General features: G+C 42.1%; 15 protein-coding genes. 6 read left to right on the top strand and 9 right to left on the bottom strand.

Features of this window, described 5'->3' with window-relative positions; all coding sequences use genetic code 11:
* The first annotated feature begins 175 nt into the window (after window positions 1-175).
* Complete coding sequence (locus KQP79_RS10350; protein WP_022198971.1) at window positions 176-4,111, top strand: response regulator; 3,936 nt, start codon at window positions 176-178, stop codon at window positions 4,109-4,111.
* Window positions 4,112-4,144: 33 nt separating this feature from the next.
* Here the strand turns inward: KQP79_RS10350 and radC are convergent, their stop codons facing one another.
* A complete protein-coding gene (gene radC, locus KQP79_RS10345; protein ID WP_004299741.1) occupies window positions 4,145-4,840 on the bottom strand; it encodes a RadC family protein in 696 nt (231 codons plus the stop codon).
* A 144-nt stretch (window positions 4,841-4,984) separates the two neighbouring features.
* On the opposite strand from radC, the gene KQP79_RS10340 reads away from it, so the two are divergent.
* A complete protein-coding gene (locus tag KQP79_RS10340; protein ID WP_004310642.1) occupies window positions 4,985-7,000 on the top strand; it encodes a family 20 glycosylhydrolase in 2,016 nt (671 codons plus the stop codon).
* Between the two features lie 123 nt (window positions 7,001-7,123).
* On the opposite strand, the gene KQP79_RS10335 is transcribed toward KQP79_RS10340, so the two are convergent.
* From KQP79_RS10335 to pta, 3 genes are all read right to left on the bottom strand, one after another.
* Window positions 7,124-8,113, bottom strand: coding sequence for a glycosyltransferase (locus tag KQP79_RS10335; RefSeq protein WP_004310643.1), 990 nt, complete (start codon window positions 8,111-8,113; stop codon window positions 7,124-7,126).
* Between the two features lie 101 nt (window positions 8,114-8,214).
* Window positions 8,215-9,414, bottom strand: a complete 1,200-nt coding sequence (locus KQP79_RS10330) for an acetate kinase (RefSeq protein WP_004305054.1) — start codon at window positions 9,412-9,414, stop codon at window positions 8,215-8,217.
* 39 nt (window positions 9,415-9,453) lie between these two features.
* The gene (gene pta, locus KQP79_RS10325; RefSeq protein WP_004305055.1) at window positions 9,454-10,473 is read right to left on the bottom strand and encodes a phosphate acetyltransferase; all 1,020 of its coding nucleotides are present in this window, start codon (window positions 10,471-10,473) and stop codon (window positions 9,454-9,456) included.
* Window positions 10,474-10,669: 196 nt separating this feature from the next.
* Between pta and KQP79_RS10320 the strand changes: the two genes are divergently transcribed.
* Genes KQP79_RS10320 through KQP79_RS10305 form a run of 4 tightly spaced genes read left to right on the top strand, consistent with a single transcriptional unit; the run spans window position 10,670 to window position 13,809 of the window.
* Window positions 10,670-11,113 (top strand): CidA/LrgA family protein, encoded by a 444-nt coding sequence (locus KQP79_RS10320; RefSeq protein ID WP_004305056.1) that lies wholly within the window; start codon window positions 10,670-10,672, stop codon window positions 11,111-11,113.
* Window positions 11,110-11,805 (top strand): LrgB family protein, encoded by a 696-nt coding sequence (locus KQP79_RS10315; RefSeq protein WP_004305057.1) that lies wholly within the window; start codon window positions 11,110-11,112, stop codon window positions 11,803-11,805. The genes KQP79_RS10320 and KQP79_RS10315 overlap by 4 nt, the downstream gene beginning before the upstream one ends.
* A gap of 56 nt (window positions 11,806-11,861) precedes the next feature.
* Window positions 11,862-12,779 (top strand): DUF2156 domain-containing protein, encoded by a 918-nt coding sequence (locus KQP79_RS10310; protein ID WP_004305058.1) that lies wholly within the window; start codon window positions 11,862-11,864, stop codon window positions 12,777-12,779.
* A gap of 13 nt (window positions 12,780-12,792) precedes the next feature.
* Complete coding sequence (locus tag KQP79_RS10305; protein ID WP_004305059.1) at window positions 12,793-13,809, top strand: GNAT family N-acetyltransferase; 1,017 nt, start codon at window positions 12,793-12,795, stop codon at window positions 13,807-13,809.
* A 91-nt stretch (window positions 13,810-13,900) separates the two neighbouring features.
* Here the strand turns inward: KQP79_RS10305 and KQP79_RS10300 are convergent, their stop codons facing one another.
* From KQP79_RS10300 to KQP79_RS10280, 5 genes are all read right to left on the bottom strand, one after another.
* Window positions 13,901-15,034 carry a glycoside hydrolase family 88 protein gene (locus KQP79_RS10300; RefSeq protein WP_004309679.1) on the bottom strand — a complete coding sequence of 378 codons (1,134 nt, stop codon included), beginning with the start codon at window positions 15,032-15,034 and terminating at the stop codon, window positions 13,901-13,903.
* A 4-nt stretch (window positions 15,035-15,038) separates the two neighbouring features.
* On the bottom strand, window positions 15,039-16,334 hold the full coding sequence (locus KQP79_RS10295; RefSeq protein ID WP_004322201.1) for a BNR repeat-containing protein: 1,296 nt from the start codon (window positions 16,332-16,334) through the stop codon (window positions 15,039-15,041).
* 9 nt (window positions 16,335-16,343) lie between these two features.
* Window positions 16,344-17,384: a glycoside hydrolase family 43 protein gene (locus tag KQP79_RS10290; RefSeq protein WP_022198972.1), complete on the bottom strand. Its 1,041-nt coding sequence runs from the start codon at window positions 17,382-17,384 to the stop codon at window positions 16,344-16,346.
* A gap of 222 nt (window positions 17,385-17,606) precedes the next feature.
* On the bottom strand, window positions 17,607-19,340 hold the full coding sequence (locus KQP79_RS10285; protein ID WP_004309676.1) for a BNR repeat-containing protein: 1,734 nt from the start codon (window positions 19,338-19,340) through the stop codon (window positions 17,607-17,609).
* Between the two features lie 49 nt (window positions 19,341-19,389).
* Window positions 19,390-21,390 carry a DUF2264 domain-containing protein gene (locus KQP79_RS10280; RefSeq protein WP_061447981.1) on the bottom strand — a complete coding sequence of 667 codons (2,001 nt, stop codon included), beginning with the start codon at window positions 21,388-21,390 and terminating at the stop codon, window positions 19,390-19,392.
* Between the last annotated feature and the right edge of the window lie 88 nt (window positions 21,391-21,478).

The following is a 21,478-nucleotide window of genomic DNA, read 5'->3' as shown; positions in this document are numbered from 1 at the left end:
ACAAAAATAGATTGATTGGCAGAATGGCGAGTTCATAAAATCGCCAAAATGTTTCCAAAAACATCCATATTCCGTTTTTGAACGTCTTTGTGGCGGTTTTTGGAAATATTTCTTTTGTTTTAGCGGAATTAATCATACTTTTGTTTCACTAATCTCCCCTTAATAATCTTGACTGATGAAAAAAAGTATTTGGATAAAACACTTTTTCTGCTTACTGGCTTTTCTTATCGTAGGCACATTTCCAGCAATAAGTATAGGTAACCATTACGACTTTAAACTGATTGGTTCCCAAAACGGAATGCCGTCTATCATCAGCTGTATCTATACCGAACAAAAGGGATTCATCTGGATCGGTACTCCGACAGGACTAATCAGATTTGATGGAACGGAACTCAAAAAGTACACCGCACAACCTGATAATGAAAATTCCCTGCCTAACGACAGTATCCTGCAAATTATTGAAGATAATCAGCAGACAACCTGGATACTGACCACCACAGGAATCGCCCGTTATTCTCTTATTCACGACAACTTCTTTATCCCCAAACTAAATAATCAGCCCATCATTGCCAAATCGATCTGCAAAATAGCAGACGGGCTTCTGTTCGGAGGGATCAACAAGATATATAAATATTCTTATGCCACCAACACGATTTCTCTCATACGGGAATTCAAGACCGACGAGCCGTTCATTATACGATCCATACAAATGTGGAAACCCGATACCATATTGTGTCTAAGCTGGCAACAGGGAATACTGCAAATGAACCTCAAGAATTTCGAGATAACCCCATTTCCTTTCCAATACGGGAACGACAACGTAGGAATCATCATAGACTCCCAACAAAGAATATGGCTGTCAACCTACAACAATGGCGTCAAGTGTTTCTCCGCCCAGGGAAAATTGATAGCCAGCTATACCACTCAAAACTCCCGTTTGAGCAGTGACATCGTATTGTGCATGACCGAATTCAAACAAAAAATATGGATGGGAACAGACGGGGGAGGTATCAATATCCTCGATCCCACAACCGGCAATATTACCGTACTCGAACATATCTCCGGAGATAATCATTCCCTTCCCACAAATACAATACTCTGCCTGCATAGCGACTCTGCCGGAAATATATGGGCGGGAAGTAAACGTGAAGGGGTTATCAACATTCGTGAAGTATCCATGAGAACTTACACTAATGTTGTGTTAGGGCACAACAAAGGATTAAGTCAAAGTACGGTATTACAACTATATCAGGAACCGGCTTCCGAAGAACTCTGGATCGCTACGGACGGAGGAGGTATCAATAAATTCATTCCTTCTACAGAAACATTTGTGCACTATCCCGACACTTGGGGAGACAAGATGGTCTCCATCACCAGCTTCACACCCAACGAATTGTTAGTATCTGCCTTTTCCAAAGGTATCTTCATATTCGATAAAAAGACAGGAAAGAAGCGTCCTTTCGCTATTATGAGCCCTTCATTAGAGCATCACATCCGCTATAGCGGACAGCCAATCAACTTATACCGGGATACTCCCAATTCGATCTTAATATTAAGTTCGCCTCCTTACCGCTACCATACTTCCACCCGGCAACTCACTCCTGTCCCTTGTGCCAAAGAAGTGAAAATAAAAGGCTTGTTGAGTTCCATTGGATATGATTCCACTGCCATTTACCTGAACGATCCTTATAATATATATAGACTGGATCGTAAAAAAGACACAGTGGAGATATTTGCAAGTGCTCCACAGGGATTCTTCAATGCTGTATCCAGGGATGACAAGGGCGTATTCTGGATTGCAGGCACCCGTGGCCTGTACACCTATCACCCTGATACCCGCAAATTCGAAAGAATTCCTACCACCTTATTTAATGAAGTAAATACCGTGTTATGCGACAATAAAGGAAAAGTGTGGATAGGAGCTGAACAGAAACTCTTTATATGGCTCACCGATACCAAACGTTTTGTATGGTTCGGAGAAGCGGATGGAATTTCCCCCAATGAATACTTGGCCGAGCCCCGTCTCATTTCCCCCAAAGGCAACATCTATATGGGAGGTGTAAAAGGCTTACTATGTATCAATGCAGACACTCAAATAGAAAAGAGTAGTGACTCTCCGGAAATACGCCTTGCCGAACTGACTATAAACGGAGAGAACAGGATGTATCAGCTCAATCAAGACAAGATATCCATCCCCTGGAACAGTAAAAACATTAAGATCCGTGTCATGACTTATGGTGCGGACATTCTCCGGCTCAAAGTCTATCATTTCCAAATGGGAGACCTTAAAACCGAAGGCTACAACCCTGAATTGATGATCCCATCTCTTGCTCCGGGAAGTTATCCCATCATGGTGAGCTGTAACACACAGGAAGGAAATGAAACAACTCCCCAGTTTCTTTTCACATTAAACGTACTGCCACCCTGGTACAGAAGCTGGTGGTTCGTTTCTCTCTGCATCATTGCTTGCATAGGCATTGTGGTACAAATTGTTTTCGTTCTGCTTCGACGCAAAGAAAACAAGATGAAATGGATGATGAAAGAACACGAGCAGAATGTGTATGAAGAAAAAGTTCGTTTTCTGATTAATATCAGCCATGAACTGCGAACTCCGCTCACACTCATATATGCCCCGCTAAGCCGCATATTAAAGACACTTCCTTCTACAGATGCCATTTATCCACCGTTGAAGAATATACATAAACAGGCTCAACGGATGAAAGATCTTATCAACATGGTGCTGGACGTACGTAAGATGGAAGTAGGAGAAACCAAGTTGAAACTCCAAGCCTATCCATTTAACTCATGGATAAAGGAGATTGGTGCCGATTTTACGGACGAGGGAGCTGCCCAGGAAGTGCAAATAGATTATCAGCTCGACGACAGCATAAAAGAGGTGGTATTTGACAAGGGTATGTGTACAATCGTAGTCACAAACTTATTGACGAACGCACTGAAACACAGTCCTAAAAACACAACCGTCACTATCCGTACCAGCAAAAATGACTCATACGTCCGTGTTTCCGTTTTGGATCAGGGAGAAGGTATGCAAGAGGAAGACATGGAGAAAGTATTCATCCGTTTCTATCAAGGCAAGCAGGAAATTGGCGGTAGCGGAGTCGGACTTTCATACGCCAAGATGCTGGTGGAATTGCATAAAGGTAAAATCGGAGCCATGAACAACGAAGCGGGAGGAGCCACTTTCTTCTTCGACTTACCTTTGGGATTGGAGTCGGGCGAAGTCATCTGCCAGCCGAAACCTTACATCAATGAATTGATTACACCGGACGTAGATCATGAGATCAACGCTCCCGAGACACTCGACTTCTCTACGCAGAATTACACAGTGCTATTGGTAGACGACAATCATAACCTGACAGATTTCCTCTCCAAAGAATTGAAATCCTTATTCAAAGCAATTTATATAGCACATGATGGCCGGGAAGCTTTCGAAATAGCGCAAAAGCAAGTTCCGGATATTATAGTGAGCGATGTGATGATGCCGGTTATGAATGGATACGAACTGTGCAAAGCGGTAAAAGAGAATATCGGCATCAGTCATATTCCTGTGATTCTGCTCACGGCACGCAATGATGAACAGAGCCGACTGTATGGGTATAAAATCGGGGCGGACGCTTATCTGGGAAAACCTTTTGAGATAGACACTCTTGTTAAGATTATACAGAACCGGCTATACAACCGGGAGCAAACGAAAGAGCACTATCAACATATAGGCAACTTCCCTCAACCGCTGGAGAGTACTTTCAGCCAGGCGGATGAAACGTTCTTGTTAAAGTTTAACAAGCTCATTTCCGAGAATATCAGCAATCCGTCTTTAGATATTCCTTTTATCTGCAGAGAGATCGGAATGAGTAAAACATCTCTTTACAACAAGTTGAAGGCTATCACCGATATGGGGGCAAATGACTATATCAACAAATTCAGGTTGGAGCAAGCCATTACTCTGATAAAAACCACCGATCTGACATTTACTGAAATATCAGATCAGATAGGTTTCACTACTTTACGTTATTTCAGTACTGCATTCAAACAGTACACAGGCTTGACGCCCACGCAGTATAAAAATGAATGCAGGAGTGAGAATAAATAAGATATTCTCACTTAAATAAGGTAGTATTACTAATTAGAGTAGGCCCTCATCTGCAAAGCTGAAAAATCCGTCTTCACAAACGATGACGTGATCTATCAGACGGATATTCATCGTTTCCGCCGCTTTATGGATATGCTCTGTCAAACTCCTGTCCGGTTGGCTGGGATGAATATTTCCCGAAGGATGGTTATGCACCACCGCGATTTGTGTAGCTCTTTGCAGCAATGCTTCCCGGAGAATGGTGCGCACATCGGTATAAGTTCCGTCTATGCCACCAGTACTTATACGTACCTTATCAATTAGTTTGGTTGCCTGGTTCAATAGGAGCACCCAGAATTCTTCCTGTTCCAAGTCACACATGATCGGTTGGAAAATATCATAGATATCTTTTGAGCAAGTGATTCGAAGTCTCTCTTTGGTTTCTTGCAGCTTTCTTCGTTTGCCTAATTCCAAGGCTGCCATCACTGTAATGCTCTTTGCGGGTCCCATACCTTTGAAAGAGGAATAGTCACACACTTCCCATTTTGCCAATGAATTCAGATTGTTATCACAAGACAGGAGCAGGCGTCTCATCAATTCGACAGCACTTTCTTCCGTATTTCCGGAGCCAATCAATATAGCGAGTAGTTCGGCATCACTCAATGCGGCTGCTCCCTTCTCCATCATTTTTTCCCGTGGGCGGTCTTCCAGTGCCCACTGGTTGATGGATAGTTTGTGTTTACTTTCCATTATTAATCAAATTAAGTCACAAAGATACTCCTATATAACTGAAAAAATGAATTTTGGAAGCTATAAGTCTATTTTTAGAATCCCTTTACTTCCAAATATCGTAGTTTTGCGCTATCAAGATTAATATATAAACATCTAATAAATATGAAAAAGAGAATAAGCATCTTATCCATCTTACTACTATTAGGAATGACAGTATACGCTCAAACGGATATCCCGCAGGTGATTCCCTCCTTACAACATTGGAATGGGGCAAAAGGCAAACTGACACTACCGGAAACAGGAAAGATTATAATCGCTCCGGAAGCAGAAAGCCTGTTGAAAGAAACTGCGGAAATAATGGCAAAAGACTTAAAAGATATGTTCGGCTGGAATTATCAGGTAACCTCCGGAAAACCGAAAAATCATTCTATCTATCTGTCAGTGAAAAAATCGCCTTCATCATTGGGAGAAGAAAGCTATGAACTGGATATACGCAACCATGTAACCATCGAAGCCTCCACCGTAAAAGGAGTATTCTGGGGAACTCGCACACTGTTGCAAATGATCCATAACCAGCCTTTTGGACTCATGAAAGGAAAAGCATTGGATTATCCGCAGTATGCTCACCGCGGACTGATGATTGACGTAGCCAGGAAATTTTTCACAATGGACTATTTGCAGGATTACGTAAAAATTCTCTCGTTCTATAAAATGAATGAACTGCAAATACATCTGAATGATAATGGTTTCGTTGAGTTTTTCGATAATGACTGGAACAAAACATACGCCGCCTTCAGATTGGAAAGCGACCGTTTTCCGGGACTCACATCCAAAGATGGTTCCTACACCAAAGAAGAATTCCGCAACTTCCAGCAAATGGCCGCACGATATGGAATCAATATCATCCCAGAAATTGATGTTCCGGCACACTCACTCGCTTTCACTCATTACAATCCGATACTGGCAGCCGACAAAAAAGAATATGGTATGGATCATCTCGACCTCTATAAAAAAGAGGTATATGATTTCCTTGATACTTTGTTTGACGAATATCTCTCGGGAGATCACCCGATATTTGTCGGACCGGACGTACATATCGGCACTGATGAGTACAACCTCAAAGAAGCGGAACAATTCCGCTATTTCACTGAATACTATCTGAAGTATATCACCAAATATGGAAAAAATCCGCGATTATGGGGAAGTCTGAAACACATGAAAGGAAATACCCCCGTAAATCTGAAAGGAAAAACGGTCAATGCATGGAATTATAGCTGGCTAGACTTAGAAACCGCACTGCAGGAAGGAGCCAAAGCGATTAATACATGCGATGCATTTCTATATATCGTACCAGCCGTGAATTACTACCATAACTTTCTGGATCATCAATGGATATATGAGAGTTGGTCACCACGAATGATGCAAGAGGGAGAAATGATAGAGCAGTCTACTAATTTATTAGGAGCCATGTTTGCTGTATGGAACGACCGTGTCGGAAATGGAATCAGCCAACAGGATGTACATATACGCACCTTTCCTGCCATGCAGGTTATGAGCGAGAAACTTTGGAAAGGAGAAAACACAAGAAACATACCGTTTGAAACCTTCGAAACGTGGTGCAGGACAACACCGGAAGCACCGGGCGTAAATCTACAGGCCAGCATAGATGACAGAAAAGACCTAACGCTTTCCGGCCAGGAAATTATCCTGCAAGGTAACGACTCGGTTCTTACCTCTATACCCGAAATCGGTTATCCATATAGTGTGGAATTTGAAATCTACGCAGATCCAAAGCCCAATATCGATGCGGTCTTATTCAAAGGTCCCCATTCTGTTTTCACCGCGAACTGGCAAAATACGGGTAAATTCGCATTCTCGCGCGACGGCTATGAATTCATCTTCCATTCCTATCGTTTGCCTGTGGAAAAATGGACAAAGGTTCGTGTAGAGGGAGATGCCAAAGGGACCTCACTTTACATAAACGGAGAGCTACAAGAACGTTTGGAAGGACGAATCGGTGTAGTTTACAATCAGAAAAGCCTGCGTAAAGACAGCATTTGGTATCAGGAAACACTTATCTTCCCATTGAAACAGATAGGCGACAAATTGCTGGGGTTTAAGGGAAGAATAAGAAATGTGATTTGCACTCCACTAAATGAAAAAAGATATAGCCTATAAAAATTTCTTCGATTGCATCCATTACTTTTTTTCCATGAAAGTATAACTTGTCTGACACCCGGGTGTCAGACAACATTCCTTTTAAACAAAAATAGGAATGGTAATAGGCAAATAAAAAATGGATTACTTATAAAAATTCTTTTGGAAAGCCTCAAACTCATCCTTCCCTCTGATACAACGCTGCCACCATGCGCGCCAAAAGCCTGTACCATAGCCGATAAGCTGTATAAATGCGGCGGCAATGGAATAAACGCCAATAGACAGACTTTTATTCTGAATAGTAGAATCAATGCATACGAGTAATGCATAGAGAATGATAGGCGTGAAACTGAAGAGGCAGAAGGGGGTTCCTAATAATAGAAGCGCCACTCCCAATGTAAATACGGCTGGAAGCAAATGCACCAGTTTCAGAGAATCCGGATATTTCTTATAAAGATTAATACGGGCAATGCCGGAGTTATGCACCTGCTTGAAGAATTTTTTCAAGTCAGTCCGACGTTTATGATATACCCAGGCATCAGGAAAAAGACGACAAGTGTACCCATTCTTAAAGATACGGATACTGAAATCAATATCCTCCCCAAAACGCATCTTTGAAAAACCTCCCAAAGCCTCGTACACTCCCCGGCGAACTCCCATATTAAAACTACGGGGATAGAATTTGTCCATCTTCTTTTTTCCGCCACGGATACCTCCGGTCGTGAAGAAAGAGGTCATGGAATAGTTAATTGCCTTCTGAATATCAGTGAAAGAATCGTGTGCACGGTCGGGGCCACCAAAAGCATCGGCAGGAGAAGTGGTGAGCTCCTTCTCTACCGCATCGAAGTAGCCTTCGGGAAGGATGACATCAGAATCCAATATAATAAGGTATTCGCCTTCGCTACGTTCTGCTCCGTAATTACGGGTTTGTCCCGGACCGGAATTGGGTTTAGAGAAATATTTTATATTCAACCGATCTGCATACCGGTCTACTACTCCTTTACAGGGAATGGAAGAACCATCTTCAACAACAACAACCTCAAAACCCTTAAAGTGTTGTACAGTAAGACTTTGCAATAATTCATCCACTTCATCGGGACGATTATAAACGGGAATTATGACGGAGTAACGCATATCAAAAACGGGATATAACTATTTGATATGCAAAGTAAGACAAAAAAAAGATGGACTCGAAATCGAGTCCATCTTTTTTTTGTATATCAGCAATAAAATTATTACTTATTCAGGATATCCATTGTATCCGATGCGATCAACAGTTCTTCATCTGTTGGGATCACTACTACTTTCACTTTAGAAGCAGGAGTAGAAATGATTGCTTCTTCACCGCGAACCTTAGCATTTACTTCGTTATCAAGTTCGATACCCATGAATTCCATATCCTTACAAACTTCACGACGACATTCCATCTGGTTCTCACCTACACCACCAGTAAACAGGATAATATCCACACCGCCCAATGCAGCAGCATAAGCACCGATATATTTCTTAATACGGTAATAGTACATCTTCTCTGCAAGGATAGCTTTCTCATTGCCAGCCGCACAAGCAGCCAAGAGTTCACGCATATCGCTTGATACACCCGAAATGCCCAGTACACCGCTCTTCTTGTTCAACAGATTGGAAACACCGGTTGTGTTCAAGCCTTCTTTTTCCATGATAAATGTTACTGCACCGGCATCAATATCACCGCTACGAGTACCCATCATCAAGCCTTCCAATGGAGTCAAGCCCATAGTAGTATCCATACATTTACCATCTTTGATAGCAGCGATAGAACCACCGTTACCAATGTGGCAAGTGATAATTTTCTGTCCTACCGGATTTACACCCAAGAATTCACATACACGTTTTGACACATAACGATGAGAAGTTCCGTGGAAGCCATAACGACGTACACCATACTTTTCATACAGTTCGTGAGGAATAGCATACATGTAAGCATAATCCGGCATTGTCTGATGGAAAGCCGTATCGAATACACCTACCTGCGGAATGTTAGGAAGAATAGCAGAAACTGCATTTACCCCTTTCAAGTTAGCAGGATTGTGAAGCGGAGCCAAGTCATTGCAAGCAGCGAAAGCTTCCAGCACTTCCTTGTTCAGCAATACAGATTCGCTGAAACGCTCGCCTCCGTGTACCATACGGTGACCTACTGCATTGATCTCATCCAAAGATTTAATAGCGCCGTATTCAGGATTAATCAGCGTGTTCAGGATAAACTCTACTCCTACTGTATGTTCAGGAATATCTTTCTCCAATATTTTCTTTTCACCATTCGGCAAAGTAAGTTTCAAGAATGATCCTTTCAGACCGATTTTTTCGATACCACCTTGTGCAATCACCTCTTTGGTGGTCATATCGAACAATTTATATTTAATAGATGAACTTCCGCAGTTCAATACCAGAATCTTCATGTCGTTGTCGATTTATACTTAATAGTTTATATCTAATACTTATTTATTCGCTTTTGCTGCAATGGCCTGATTAGCTGTGATAGCAATCATGCGATATACATCTTCGATAGAACAACCACGAGACAAGTCGTTTACCGGACAGGCAATACCCTGAAGAATCGGACCAACAGCGTCAGCATGTCCCAGACGTTGAACTAATTTATAAGAAATATTACCAACTTCCAAACTTGGAACGATCAGCACATTTGCTTCTCCGGCTACTGGAGAACCCGGCGCTTTGCTAGCACCCACTTCCGGTACAAGAGCAGCGTCAGCCTGCATTTCACCATCCAAATCAAGAGTAGGAGCCATCTCTTTTGCAATCTTAGTAGCTTCTACCACTTTATCCACTACTTCGTGTTTAGCGGAACCCTTGGTTGAAAAGCTCAACAGAGCTACTTTCGGATTTTCAATACCGGCAACGGCTTTCGCAGTCTGCGCAGTACAAATAGCAATCTGTGCCAGCTGATTAGCGTCCGGAACCGGAGTTACAGCAACGTCACCCATGACCAAAATGCCATTCTTTCCGTATTCAGGAGCATGAGTCAAAAGCAACATAGCACCAGACACGCAAGTGATTCCCGGCGCAGTCTTGATAATCTGCAAAGCAGGACGCAATACATTACCAGTAGTGTTACGGGCACCAGCCAACTGACCGTCAGCATCACCGCTCTTAATCATTAAACAACCAAAGAATAAAGGATCATTCGTTAACTTGCGGGCTTCTTCGATAGTCATCCCCTTCTTTTTACGAAGTTCACACAACAACTGCGCATATTCTTCGTGTTTCGGAGAAGTTTCAGGATCAATGATAGTAGCTTTACCGATGTTTCCCAATCCCCATTTTGCAGCAAGTTCATTAATTTCTGCCGGTTTACCCAGTAAAATTAGATCGGCTACTTCGTCTGTCAAAATCATATTGGCAGCTTTCAATGTGCGTTCTTCAGTTCCTTCCGGAAGAACAATACGTTGGCGATTTGCTTTCGCACGCGCCACGATTTGGTTGATTAAATTGAGCATAGATATATTGAATATTATTATAAAACGTCCTTACAATTTGTAATTTGCGGTGCAAAAGTACTCAATTTTGCAATATCCACATTACAATTTCGCCTATTTTTCTCTTCCAAGTCTAAAATATTGTAATATTTAACACTGTACTCCTATTTTTCATACCTTTGCAGCGTTTTCAAACAAAATCAATAGGTTATTAGTTATGATACGTCAGTGCGCCATTTTATTTGGCTGTTTGGCTTTGGGTGAATTAATAGTTTATCTTACGGGTATCAAGCTCCCCTCCAGCATCATCGGTATGCTGCTGCTCACCCTCTTTTTAAAATTAGGTTGGATTAAGTTACACTGGGTACAGGGATTGTCCGACTTTCTGGTTGCCAACTTAGGATTCTTTTTCGTTCCGCCCGGTGTGGCTCTTATGCTATACTTTGATGTCATTGCGGCAGAGTTCTGGCCGATAGTGACAGCGACCATTATCAGCACCGCGCTTGTACTTGTCGTTACGGGATGGGTACATCAAATCGTCCGCAAGTTCAGGCTGGCACGTCAGATTAAGCTGGCGCGCAAACTTCACCTGACGGATTTCCATCTGTCGGAGAAACTGCACCTTAAAGATAAAATCAACTTAACGAATAAAGACAAATGAGCTTCTTAGAGAATAATTTCTTCCTGTTGGCTATCACCTTCGGGATTTTCTTCTTTGCCAAATTGCTTCAGAAGAAAACAGGACTGGTATTATTAAATCCTATATTGCTGACCATCGCCCTATTAATCATCTTCCTTAAAATGACAAATATCTCATACGAGACCTATAATAAAGGAGGACATTTGATCGAGTTCTGGCTCCGCCCGGCTGTTGTTGCTTTAGGCGTACCTTTATATCTTCAATTGGAAATGATAAAAAAGCAGTTACTGCCTATCCTTCTGTCTCAACTGGCAGGCTGCATTGTCGGAGTTATTTCAGTAGTGCTGATTGCGAAGTTCATGGGAGCTTCCCAAGAAGTAATCCTGTCTCTGGCTCCCAAATCGGTTACGACTCCGATTGCGATGGAAGTAACCAAAGCCATTGGCGGTATTCCGTCACTGACGGCGGCAGTTGTTGTGGCAGTAGGTTTATTAGGAGCGATCTGTGGTTTTAAGACCATGAAAATCATGCGTGTAGGCAGTCCGATCGCCCAAGGGCTTTCGATGGGGACAGCCGCTCATGCTGTCGGAACTTCCACCGCAATGGATATCAGCAGCAAATATGGAGCATACGCCAGTCTGGGACTGACACTGAATGGAATCTTCACCGCACTGCTCACACCTACAATCCTTCGATTATTAGGTGTCTTGTAAAAACAAAATCTCTTGATTTTCCGTTATATAAAGAGTTAAACGCAAAAAGCAATTTTATGATTCCATTTAAAGATATCACATTAGCAGACAAAGACACAATCACCTCATTCACGATGAAAAGTGATCGCCGCAATTGCGATCTTTCATTCTCCAATCTTTGCAGTTGGAGGTTCTTATATGACACTCAATTCGCAGTGGTCGACAACTTTTTGGTATTCAAGTTCTGGGCGGGAGAACAACTTGCTTATATGATGCCCGTAGGCACAGGAGATTTGAAAGCAGTATTGTGGGAACTGATAGAAGATGCCCGCAAAGAGAACCAGCATTTCTGTATGCTGGGAGTGTGCAGCAATATGCGCGCTGATCTCGAAGCTATCCTTCCGGAACAGTTCACTTTCACAGAAGACCGCGACTATGCGGATTATATTTATTTGAGAAGTGATCTATCTACGCTGAAAGGGAAGAAATTCCAAGCGAAAAGAAATCATATCAACCGGTTCCGCAACACTTATCCGGATTACGAATACACACCGATTACCCCGGACCGTATTCAGGAATGTCTGGATCTGGAAGCAGAGTGGTGTAAAGTGAATAACTGTGACCAACAGGAGGGGACAGGCAACGAACGTCGCGCCCTGATTTATGCTCTCCACAACTTCGAGGCACTCGGACTGACGGGAGGTATCTTGCATGTGAACGGTAAAATTGTCGCATTCACATTCGGTATGCCTATCAATCATGAAACATTCGGCGTACATGTAGAAAAAGCGGATACCAGTATTGAAGGTGCGTATGCCATGATTAATTATGAATTTGCCAACCGGATTCCCGAACAATATATCTATATCAACCGGGAAGAGGATTTAGGTATTGAGGGTTTACGCAAAGCCAAACTGTCTTACCAGCCGGCAACGATTCTGGAAAAATATATGGCTTGCCTCAAAGAGCATCCCATGAATATGGTAAAATGGTAAATCCATTATAAATATGATGATAAAGGAGCAAGTAAAAGCATTGTGGAAAATCTGTTTTGACGATAGTGAAGAATTCGTTGAAATGTACTTCAGACTGCGCTATAAAACAGAGGTGAATGTCGCCATCCAAAGTGGCGATGAGGTAATCTCTGCGCTTCAGATGCTTCCTTATCCGATGACTTTTGGTGGAGAGACTGTACAGACCTCCTATATTTCAGGAGCCTGTACGCATCCCGATTTCCGAAGCAAAGGGGTCATGCGCGAGCTTTTATCACAGTCTTTCGCCCGGATGTTACGGAATGGAGTACACTTCAGCACATTAATACCGGCAGAACCCTGGTTGTTTGATTATTATGCCCGTATGGGATATGCTTCGGTATTCAAGTATTCAACTAAAGAGATCGTTTTGCCCGAGTTTATCCCTTCTAAAGAGATAGCGGTCAGTGTTGTTTCAGAATTTCAGGAGGAGGTCTATTCCTATTTGAATAAGAAGCTTTCCGAACGGGCTTGCTGTATTCAGCACACATCGGAAGACTTTCAGGTTATTATGACCGATCTTGCCATTAGTGGAGGTTATTTATTTGTAGCCAGACAGGAAAACGAAATCAAAGGAATAACCATTATATATAAAGGAGACAAACATATCATTATCAATGAGCTTTGCGCTGAAAATAAAGATGTGGAATATAGCCTGTTGTATGCTATCCGGCAACACACCGGATATAAGTGCATGGTTCAAATCTTGCCTCCCGAAGAGAAACAGCCTCAACATCCGCTAGGCATGGCACGTATCATCAATGCCAAAGAAGTGCTGCAAATCTATGCCGCAGCTTTTCCCGAAGATGAAATGCAGTTGGAATTATCGGATAAACAATTATCTGTCAATAACGGTTATTATTACCTGTGTAAAGGGAAGTGCATGTATAGTACCGAGCGACTGCCCGGTACGCATATACAGATGAATATTAGCGAATTAACCAATAGAATACTTCAGCCGTTAAAGCCATATATGAGCTTGATGCTGAATTAAATTTTAGGCACGGCTTACACGGATTACGCTGTTGACTTATATTAAGGCATGCCTCTAAGAGCTGCGAAACCCGTGTAATCCGTGCCTGTATTTATTTATTCAAATAACGAACCCGTTCGCAGGCTGCCAATAGAAACGCACCTACTCCAAAATTCGAAGTGGAGTTTGCGTCTACCACCTGACCGGGTATCGCTTTCTCACCAATCGGTTGCACATAACCAATCTTGCCATCAGGCTGCAAAGCAACTGTTGAGAGATATTTCCATGCTTTTTCAACCACCGGCTGATATTCTGCAGCATCTAGGAAACCGTTATTGATTCCCCATTGTAAACCATAGGTAAAGAAAGCCGTTCCACTGGTTTCCGGTCCCGGTGCATGCAATGGATCGAGCATACTGCGTGTCCAGTAACCTTCCGGCTGTTGACAAGCAGCAACCGACTTAGCCAGGGTACGGAAACGATCTATATATTCCGGACGATACTTATCTGTTTCAGGAAGTTCTTTCAAGACTTTTGCCAATCCGGCCAATACCCAGCCGTCTCCACGTGCCCAAAAATCCTTTTTGCCGTTCACACTTTTGTGTTTAGGATACACGTATTTTCCATCCCGGTAATAAAGTCCGGCCTCTTCATCATACATAATACTATCAGCATAGGCGAGGTATTCATGCAGTTTCTCCAAATAGAGCGGATTCTTAGTAATGTTATACATCTTTGTCATGACCGGCATGACCATATATAAGCCATCTGCCCACCACCAATAATCATGATTGGGGGTACTCATCTGATATTCCATCACTTCGCGGGCACGGGCTATTTTCTGTGTATCCGGTTCCATATTATAGAGATCGGCATACGTCTGAAAACAAATCTGATAGTCACCGAAAAGCACATAATCATCACTTTCACCGTAACTGTACTTCCAGTTTTCCTTATGATCTGATTTTGCCCCTTTCCATTCATTATGTTCCGCCCAGGCTTTCGAGTATTCCAAATACTCCGGCTGCTTAGTCAAAAAATAAGCTTCCATATTTCCGGTGTGATAGGCGGCATTATCCCAAAAAGAACGTCCGTGTTCCGGATGATTCGTCTGCCAATAATTATTCACTTTATGAATAGTGTTTATCACTTCTTCAGCAGAAGCATCCTTCTTATCCGTACAACTTGCACAGATTGCACCGCCTAGAAAGAGTGCAGAAAAAAGAGTTACATATAGTTTCTTCATATCTTTATTTATTTGTATCCATATTCGTTTCCAATACATATATCATTTGAGGCTCAATTTCCGCTGTGCGTTCACCGTCTCCCTGACGGGTGTGTTGTACAAAGAGATGCAGTTTCCGCTGCTTTTTCCAAAGTTCCGTATCATGAGAGGGTTCCCAGGCATCCACCGAAAAATCCGTCAGATCCGTTATCGTCCACTTACTCGTACCCACATCAGTCGCATGTGCCATCGACACACGGCTTCCCCGTTCTTCGTCACGGAAAATATAAAAGACTTCTCCACCTTCTACCACAATACGCGGACGGGCAATAGGGATCATTTTCGTACCTCCACCCTTCAAGGTAAAAGGTGTCTGGCGATCGGTTATCTGCCGTTGATGCCACATCTTCCCGTCATTCCAGACGATGCGGTATTGAGGAACATCACTGTCGGATTCCCGCCAATAAGTAGCTATATACGGATTTCCTCCTGCATCAGCACTCATGCTCGTCTGATTAATCAACTCACAGTTTTGAGGTAAACGACAGGCATACTCCGCATTGGACAATTTGATCGGGAGTTCATATCGTTCTCCACTCGTCTTATACCAAGTTACCCCATTATCAAAAGAACGGGCATAACAAATATCATGGTTTGTTTCCACATGCCAGGTCTCGCGCCATACCCATGAAAGATGAATCGTCCCTTTCTCATCAACATATAACTGCCAATAGGCATTCCGTTTATTTTCTCCGTCGATCAGTATATCCTGCACACGAGTCCATTTGTGTTCTTTCAGCGAATAACGGTTCATTACCAGATTTCCACGACCCGAAGAACCGGAGCGGTAAACAAACAATAAATCTCCTCCGGATAAAGGATAGAACTCCGGATAGGTGACATTTCCTTCGTCAACTCCGGTCATGGGCATTTTATCCCCCAGTTCCAAAGAACCGGGAGCAATGCTCCGGCAGTAATTCAATGGATGTCCGTGATGGTCAAAAGATACGTGCATGTATCCTTCTCCATCTATCATCATACTAATTATATTATGAGCATCCTTCACATTTCCCTGATATTGGGTGCGATGTAATGTCCATTGTTCCGAATCCAGTTTCCGCTTTCCAAGTACCAGATAGCCATCGTTATCGTAATAACTGATATATTGTTCATCACCGTGTGTAACCAGCGAATTATTCCGAAAGACCGTCGTATTGACCGAAGTACAGCTATACCCCTTTCCCACTTCAACCAAATGCTGGGAACAGGCAATAACGGGAACGAGCATTATTCCGCAAAGTAGTAGCAGTATCCGTTTCATATTTATTTTTTATTTGTCAAAGATAGAAAGGTTCCATTTTTCATGCCAAGGGATAGTTATTTTCCCATCTTTTACCAACACAGGCAGCCATACATAACGGGAATCTTCCAAATCCTTCTTCTTCCAACGGTCGAACATGGCAATATATGCATTCTTCTTTCCGACAACAGGCTGGACATAAGTACTCTGGGCATAAAACGTTTTATCCGCATCCGGTCCCGTACAAGGATTTCCGATTGTCTTCCATGTTCCCATAATAGAATCGGCTACTGCGATCTCGGCTATATTAGGATCCCAGCCAGTACAACCGGAACTCAACATATAATATTTACCATTATATTTAAATACTGCCGGAGCCTCTCTCGATTCTTTTACGAAATTGCGTGTAAAACGTCCGCTCGGTTTCAGATAATCATCAGTCAGAAGACTGATATACATCGTTTCATTATTTTCTGAAGAATAAAACTGATAAGCACGTCCATCATCATCCACAAAAACAGTCTGATCGCGGCTCATCGCATTGTTCGGACGAAAACTTCCCTGATAAACGAACGGACCGACAGGAGAATCGGAAACTGCCACTCCGGCACAAGCCTTACTGTAATCAGCACTTTCCACATGGGCCCACATTACAAATTTGCCCGTTTTCTTATTATAAACCACTTTCGGACGTTCCAATACTTTGGAGGGATGCAGGTCATGATTCGGATCGTCTTTAACTGCCGGAAGTACAATACCCTCAAATTTCCAATTCAGCAAGTCTTTAGAAGAGTAACAACCTACTCCGGTCACATCCGTACGATAACACTCCCACGTAGCCCAGTCAGGCAAAATGGTTTTCCCTTTCTTGTATTCGCCATACCAATAGTAAGTACCATCGTGATAAAGAAGGCCGCCACCATGGGCATTGATCGGATTTCCATCCGTATCTTTCCAAACTTCACCGGGGATAAACTCCGTATACTTCTGTGCATGCACTGATACAGGCAGTAATGATATACAAACCACCCCTAATAATATAAACTTAATTATTCCACAATGTCTATTCATATTCATGATATTAAATAAGATTTCTTGTCTACAAAGATAGATGATACATAAAATATAAAGGTCTACTTATATGTCAAAAAAGGGCTAAAAACAATCATTCTCTATTAAATGTATGATATTATGGAGAATTTGTACTTCGAACTTAGTCCTCATTTATTATATAATACGATATAAACGAGGATTCCACTTATTAGCCCACTCCATAAAAGAGTTCGCTCGCTTTCAATCAAAGTCAATTCTCTGATCGAGCAAGTCATTTATATATACACATAAAACACCTTTCTTATATTCCATCCTCAAACGAACCTCCCCATATTTCTGCGGAGTATACCACTTGCCACCGGTTCCACGAGCCTGTGTTTTCCAACAATCCGATGTTCCCAATACATTTGTGCTGGTATATACCTTCCCTTTATATCTGATTTCAGGTTTCATCGTTTCTCCGTTTAGATAATATTCCAGATCACCGAGTTGCAACAAGCAACCTTGATAATTATCTGCGCCAAGAGTAATCGTCTGTTCCAGCACAAAAGGTTTTTCAGGATCAAATCGTATTTCTTTGCCGGATGCCGCTATCATCTTCTTCTTTTTTCTATCGGGGAATCCTTTGAAGTCGCAGGCTATTCCTGTAGAATAGCCTTGTGGATGTTGTAAACTGACAATCCAATCATAATAGTTGCCATACATCCAAGTCAGCCGCAATGGGGTACCCTCTGAAGCCGGTATCATATAAGGACGGACATTATTCAGTTGCGAGTCTTTTGTGACTGCCTCCTTAGAAATAACCTCTCCATCTTCACTCATGATAAATCTTACAATCTCATACACCTTACCATATTTTCCCTCTACCGGTAATGAGCAATATACCTCATTAACATTCGACGGATCGATAGCCATACCGGCACTATAACACTTTTCTAAATTCGGCGTCTGATGAAAATGTCCACCGGCATTAATAAGAAAAGTCTTTTTCCACTCGTGTCCGTTCCATTTTGCATAGTAATAATCATGAGATTCTTTATTATCGCTGATATGTACCATTGCTATCACCGGATTTCCGTTCCTGTCCGAAGCTATTTGCCATACCCAGTCACGTTCAGAAGGATTATCCACTACCGTAGACGGGTATTGTTTCGCATAATCACCTGTCTTGTTCACCTTAAATGTGCCGTCGGCAATAGTAGAAAGTACGGTTCCCCTGACATCAGTCAACTGCAATGTTTTGATATCGATATAATTAAAATAAAGGAAGTTGGGAAGTTCATTATCCGGATGTCCCGTGGTGTAAGTCAAATAAATCTTATCTTTCCCGTTAGACATGTATTTCGCATACGGACGGGCGCCGGTAGATTGTACGATTTGATACGGTCCCCATACTACATCCACCTCATCTTTGCCGTCCGGTAATGAAAGCTTGGCAATAGTCGGATGCCAACCGATTCCACGCCAGCATAAATAAATATGTTCAGGATCATCCGACAGAATAAACGGAGAAGGATAAGTCGTATTATTTTTTGTTTCAATCCTCTTTTCTTCACCTAAAGTAGTAATATCCCCCGGTATTCGGGAGACTCTGTAATAAAAACAAGGTTCATCCGTATGTCTTGAATAGAAAATCATGATTCTTTCATCGGGCAATACAAGAAAAGTGGGATTGTTATGATCGTCCGGCTGAAAATACGAACGGATCAATACTTCTTCCTGTTCCTTCTTTTGAAAGTCATACTGCATCGCCTTTATATTACCATGAATATCGATGTAACCGATATATGTCTTATTTATAGTTCCCTCCTTGTTTTCATAATGCAAGGCTCTCGGATCGGCAAACCAACACCAAGCTCCTTCAGCTGCAACTTGATACCCGCCGCCAGTAGGATTATTTTCTGCATTTTGGGCATTCAAATGAAAGCTACACAGATATAAAACGACAAAAATCCAAACAATCTTCTCTTTCATGATAGCAATATGTTTCTTAATTAAATATCAGTTACTTGAATGGGATTCATTACTCAAACGAAATAGTTTTTATTTCACCGTTTGATAAACAAACCGTCACCTGTTTCTTATCCTCTGACACATGGACAGATTTCACCGGTGTCAGCTCTTTTGAAGTAAAACCTCTTTTCTCATTCTTCTTCCATAATTGAAGTGTCACATATATTTTTTCACCGGATAACTGATCGGAAACCATATTTAATGCACATTTCTCACTTACAGGATGCACTCCCTCCGGATATACCGTATATGTTTTCTCCCAACCTGTCAATGGTATCATTGCCAATTCATATTTTCCGTTAGAGAGTACCGGAATATTCTGTTTACCCACCTTGCAACATGTTTCCTTTATATCGGAATCCAGACGAGGCAGGGAATAATGTCCCAAACAAATCTCCGCCGGTTCTGAAACAGTCACCTTATCTACCCGCAGAATTCCATCCGGCAGAGGAATATCCGCCAACTGATACTTCACAGTGCTATCCGTTTCGAGCACAGCGTCACGACGATAAATTCCATTTTCGAAACTTTTGAACGTATACAACCGCAACACTTCCCATTCCCCTTTTTTATTCCTTGTTCCATAATTCATGGAAATCTCCCCATTCTTCCCATCTGCCATCCAGGGGAACTCTGTATGGTAAGCCAGTTTATTATAATTTTCGGTACTGCGGAATTTCTGCCAATCTTTTGCCACAGTCTCATGACACCATGAACGCATTTCAGATCCGCCACAATTCGGGTAATTGGTTATCAATAGATTAGTTCCCTGCTGGAACTTATTATACACTTCCCCTTTTTTCAGTTCTTTCTCCCAAGGACCGTTATTCTCTGTAGCCGACCAATAGTTAGAGTTTTCCGGCAACAACAAACTAAGAAAAGCTTTTCCGCACCAATAAACACTACCCCGGCAACTATAAATCTGAACAGCAGGAGCAAAAGGTCCGTAGAAACCCATTGTCGGAACACCATCTTCCAGAAATTCCGGACGTTCTAAAAATTGCAACAACGTAGAAGAAGCTATCCTTCTCATCCATCCATAATTCACATTACCACTTTTGTCATATTCATACAAAGACAAAGGAGCAGTAACGGCAAAACGATAACAGATACTCCGTCCCCACATATTCATCCTGCCATCACGGCTGAACAGAAATGGATAATTATCAACCATGTCATGCTGATTTTCCATAAACTGCCTTGCATATTGAGGGTATTGTTTCTTCCCGAACATTTCCGCCCAAATAGGTCCGTAAGTCTGATAAGCCCACGCACTATAATAGTCATAAGCCGGAGCGTCATTGTACCAGCCTTCGCCCCGATAGCGTGCGAGAAGTTTTTGCAGGTTCGACTCCAGATAGCTTTCATTCACGGCATATCCCTGATCTTTCAGAAAACTCAAGATAAAGACATTGAAAAACATCCAGTTGGAACCAATAGTCGGTCCCTCTCCATAACTCAACATGGTAGCAGCCAGTGAATCTTTCTGTTTCTTAGTGAGAGGATTCCATAACACTTCCTGTGCAGCTTTCATCGAGATTGCCAAAGAGCCCAGTTCCAACAATGTCTGACTGGGACCTCCCGTACGATGCGGAATATAGCTCCTACTTTCAGGGTTAGAGATATTTATCAGTTGATAACGATAATAGTCTGCCACTTTTATCCCGTTCATCTCCAGTTCTGGATTATCTTTCAAAAGAGGAGCAGCTACAAATAGAGTCCGTGCCAGACCTTCCAGCTTTGCTACCGGAATTTCTCCCGTATTTCTCGGATATGTTTTATCCAGCTGTTTCGGAAAATACATTTGATCGTCTAATGTATGTATATAGTTAAATGCACCTTTTAATAAATACTCGCCTGCCTGTATCCAGTGCTGACGAGTCATTCCCGTATAAGGGCTTTTCTGATAATCCGGCTGCCGGACGGTGAATATGTTTTCCTGCGCAAAGACCACAGAGAGTTTTAATGATAAAATAGCAAACAATAAAAATAATGCAAATCTTGCTTTCATGGTAATGATATGTTTATAATGTCAGATTCATCGCAAAAGTAAAGCTTTATATACAAACATTCGTCTGAATATCATTCATAAAAGCCCA

Source organism: Bacteroides sp. DH3716P (assembly GCF_025914115.1).
In the GTDB taxonomy this organism is placed as follows: Bacteria; Bacteroidota; Bacteroidia; order Bacteroidales; family Bacteroidaceae; genus Bacteroides; species Bacteroides ovatus.
This window is presented reverse-complemented; position numbering and strand designations above follow the sequence as displayed.

Coding starts and splice junctions, on each gene's coding strand:
- KQP79_RS10350 (WP_022198971.1), top strand. CDS start 176: ATGAAAAAAAGTATTTGGATAAAACACTTTTTCTGCTTACTGGCTTTT.
- radC (WP_004299741.1), bottom strand. CDS start 4,840: ATGGAAAGTAAACACAAACTATCCATCAACCAGTGGGCACTGGAAGAC.
- KQP79_RS10340 (WP_004310642.1), top strand. CDS start 4,985: ATGAAAAAGAGAATAAGCATCTTATCCATCTTACTACTATTAGGAATG.
- KQP79_RS10335 (WP_004310643.1), bottom strand. CDS start 8,113: ATGCGTTACTCCGTCATAATTCCCGTTTATAATCGTCCCGATGAAGTG.
- KQP79_RS10330 (WP_004305054.1), bottom strand. CDS start 9,414: ATGAAGATTCTGGTATTGAACTGCGGAAGTTCATCTATTAAATATAAA.
- pta (WP_004305055.1), bottom strand. CDS start 10,473: ATGCTCAATTTAATCAACCAAATCGTGGCGCGTGCGAAAGCAAATCGC.
- KQP79_RS10320 (WP_004305056.1), top strand. CDS start 10,670: ATGATACGTCAGTGCGCCATTTTATTTGGCTGTTTGGCTTTGGGTGAA.
- KQP79_RS10315 (WP_004305057.1), top strand. CDS start 11,110: ATGAGCTTCTTAGAGAATAATTTCTTCCTGTTGGCTATCACCTTCGGG.
- KQP79_RS10310 (WP_004305058.1), top strand. CDS start 11,862: ATGATTCCATTTAAAGATATCACATTAGCAGACAAAGACACAATCACC.
- KQP79_RS10305 (WP_004305059.1), top strand. CDS start 12,793: ATGATGATAAAGGAGCAAGTAAAAGCATTGTGGAAAATCTGTTTTGAC.
- KQP79_RS10300 (WP_004309679.1), bottom strand. CDS start 15,034: ATGAAGAAACTATATGTAACTCTTTTTTCTGCACTCTTTCTAGGCGGT.
- KQP79_RS10295 (WP_004322201.1), bottom strand. CDS start 16,334: ATGAAACGGATACTGCTACTACTTTGCGGAATAATGCTCGTTCCCGTT.
- KQP79_RS10290 (WP_022198972.1), bottom strand. CDS start 17,384: ATGAATAGACATTGTGGAATAATTAAGTTTATATTATTAGGGGTGGTT.
- KQP79_RS10285 (WP_004309676.1), bottom strand. CDS start 19,340: ATGAAAGAGAAGATTGTTTGGATTTTTGTCGTTTTATATCTGTGTAGC.
- KQP79_RS10280 (WP_061447981.1), bottom strand. CDS start 21,390: ATGAAAGCAAGATTTGCATTATTTTTATTGTTTGCTATTTTATCATTA.